Genomic DNA, 3,148 nt, shown 5'->3' on the forward strand with positions numbered 1-3,148 from the left:
ACCAATGTAAAGCTCACCAGAAACACCGATCGGCACAGGCTCACCAACTCCATCCAAAATGTAAATCTGCGTGTTCGCGATCGGACGGCCGATCGGGACGATGTCCCCCTTTGCATTCGGGGTGCAGGTCCAGGAGGTCACATCGACGGATGTTTCCGTTGGCCCGTACAAGTTGTACAACGTCGCCTGGGGAAGCTGTTCCTCAAAGCGCTTGCACTGTGTCTTCGACAACGCTTCTCCGCTGCATATCACGCGAGTCAGCGAGCAGTCTTCCATTAATCCCGCATGACTCAGAAACGCCTCCAGCATCGAAGGGACGAAATGTATCGTGGTGATCTTGTTCCGACGGATGATCTCCATCAGATAAACCGGATCTTTGTGACCCTCCGGTCGAGCCATAACCAACTGCGCTCCATACAGCAGAGGCCAGAAGAACTCCCATACCGATACATCGAACCCGAACGGCGTCTTCTGTAAAACAACATCCCGCTGATTGAGCCCGTAGGCAGACTGCATCCACACAAGACGGTTCACGATATTTCGATGTTCGACCATGACTCCCTTGGGTGTGCCGGTCGAGCCGGAGGTGTAGATCACATAGGCCAGATGACTCGGGTTGAGCTCGGCGCGGGCCAGATTCCACTCCGGATATGCACTCCATGCGACGCTCTCTCCATTCCGTTGCAGCACGACTATCTTCGCGCTGCCGCCCGTGGGAAACAGATGCGCAAGATGATCCCCGATCAGCAGCACCACCGGCTCCGAGTCGCGTAGCATGAATTGCAGCCGCTCCACGGGATACACCGGGTCCAGCGGAACATAGGCTCCTCCGGACTTCAAGATCGCCAGCAGCCCAACGATCATTGCAAATCCGCGCTCCACGCACAGCGCCACACGGTCATCCGGTTTCACCCCAAGCTCTCGCAGAGAGTGCGCCAGGCGATTCGCCGCACGGTTCAACTCTCCGTACGTCAGCTCACGATCTTCGAACACAACCGCCACCGCATCCGGACTACGCTCCGCCTGGGCTTCAAACAGCTCGTGCACGCAGGCTGATTCCGTGCCGTACTCCAATGCCGTCGCGTTCCACCCATATAACAACTGCTGACGCTCTGACGCGGGAAGTACCTCAAGCTTCCGCAACGGAGTATCCAAGGCAGACTCCAGCGCCGTCACCAGAGAGTTCAGCGCCGTCTCCATGAAGGCGCAGACCCGGCCAGGGTCGATCGAAGACGCGGTCTGCGCGGTCAGCCAGAAGCCGTCTCCCAAATCATCGATCGAGAGTTCAAAGGGGTAGTTGGTGCGTTCTTCGGCTCGAAGCCAAGTCATGCCCTGTAAAGCTTTCTGCGAAGATGCCGGCCCACCTTCCCGGCTGTGGCGATAGTTCAGCAGCGAGGAGAACAGCGGCGCGGGCGCGGGAACCCCGCTGCAGCGCTGCGCCAGGGCCAGTGAGGCATGCTCATGCCGCAGAAGCTCCGACAGCAAAAGATGTGTCTGTCGCAGGCCTTCCAGCACCCCATCTGTCCCGAAACTGATTCGCAACGGCAGCGTGTTGATATAAAGCCCCAGGGCACCGGCAGCTCCTGCACCGCCCTGCATACGACCAAAAAACACCGTGCCAAACACGACATCCTCACGCCCCGAGACACGGGCCAGCACCGTTGCCCAGGCAAGGTGGCACAGACTCGCCGTACTCACACCCAGGCGCCGGGCGCTCTCACGCATCCGCCTACTCAGTGAGGCCGGAAGTTCCAGATGCGCCTCGACGATCTCCGAGCCATCCCCCTGCACCTCCAGCAACCCGAACGGCGCTGTCGGCTCCTCCACATCCCCCAGCATCTGCCGGAAGAACATCTCATGCTCTTCTCGGCTCATGCCCAGACGCGCATGGGCCACGTAGTTCCGGAATGGTATTGGCGCAGGAAGCTCTTCCCCTCTTCCCAGAAGATGCATCCGCACCTCTTCCAGCAGGAGCTTCGTAGAGGTGTTGTCTTGGACGATGTGGTGGATCAGCATCAGCAACAACCAGCGGTTCTGGACTGCGTCATGGGCGACGTAGAGCCGCAACAGCGGAGCCTGCCGCAGATCGATCCGCCTGTGGCGCGGGTCGAAGCGGCGGTACAGCTCCTCTACCGCGTCCCCCTCCCCGCTCAGCGCCACCTCTTCGACCGGAAGCTCCACGCGGCGCAGCACCACCTGTACCGGCTCCGGTATACCCTCCCAGAAGATCGCTGTCCGCAGAATGTCATGGCGATCCACCACTGCCTGCATCGCCCTCAGATAGCCATTCAAACGCTTCCGGCTATCAAAGGCCATCAGACCCGAGGACAGATATGGATCACCCTGCTCCGTCATCAGGTAATGGAAGAAGATCCCCTCCTGCAACGGCGCGAGCGGATAGATATCCTGCACATTCCTGGCTCCCCCAGGCACGCAGGCAACGATGCCCGCAATCTGCTCCTCGCTCAATAACACCAGCGGAAGCATCTCAGGCGTGATCTCTGCACTTCCTGTGGGAATCAGATTGGGAGGAACCTCCACCTGGGGCAACGCATCGGCCGTCGTCGCGGCAAGGTCCATCACCGTGGGTGTCTGGAAGAGATTGCGGATATCCAGTTCCACTCCACGGCCACGCAGCAGACTGAGCAGCCTGACGATCAGCAGCGAATGGCCACCGAGCTCGAAGAAGTTATCCTTCCGCCCGACCTGTTCCAGATCCAGAACCTCGGCAAAGGCCTGCGCCAGCAGAATCTCCAGCTTCCCAACAGGGGCCTCGTAACCTGATGTGCCGTAGGCATCTGATTCCGGTTCCGGCAGAGCCTTGCGGTCCAGCTTGCCGTTCGGCGTCAGCGGCATCTTCTCCATGCGAACATACGCCGCAGGAATCATGTACTCCGGAAGCCGCTGCTGCAGATGAGAACGCAGATCCTCCGCACTGACTTCGTTTGCTCCCACGTAGTATGCGACCAGGCGTTTGCCGCCCGTTTTGTCTTCGCGCGCCATGACCACGGCTTCGCGGATCTCCGGATGTTCCAACAGCTGTGTCTCGATTTCGCCCAGCTCGATGCGGAAGCCGCGGATCTTCACCTGGTCATCGTTCCGCCCAAGGAACTCGATCGTCCCATCAGGATGCCAGCGGCCCAGATCG

General features: G+C 59.8%; 1 protein-coding gene. It reads right to left on the bottom strand.

Annotated elements, in window-relative coordinates; translation table 11 throughout:
• Positions 1-3,148, bottom strand: a 3,148-nt coding sequence (locus GSQ94_RS16770; RefSeq protein WP_216843119.1) for a non-ribosomal peptide synthetase, incomplete at both ends; no start/stop codon positions are given.

It is taken from the genome of Granulicella sp. S190, from assembly GCF_009766095.1.
Lineage (GTDB): Bacteria > Acidobacteriota > Terriglobia > Terriglobales > Acidobacteriaceae > Edaphobacter.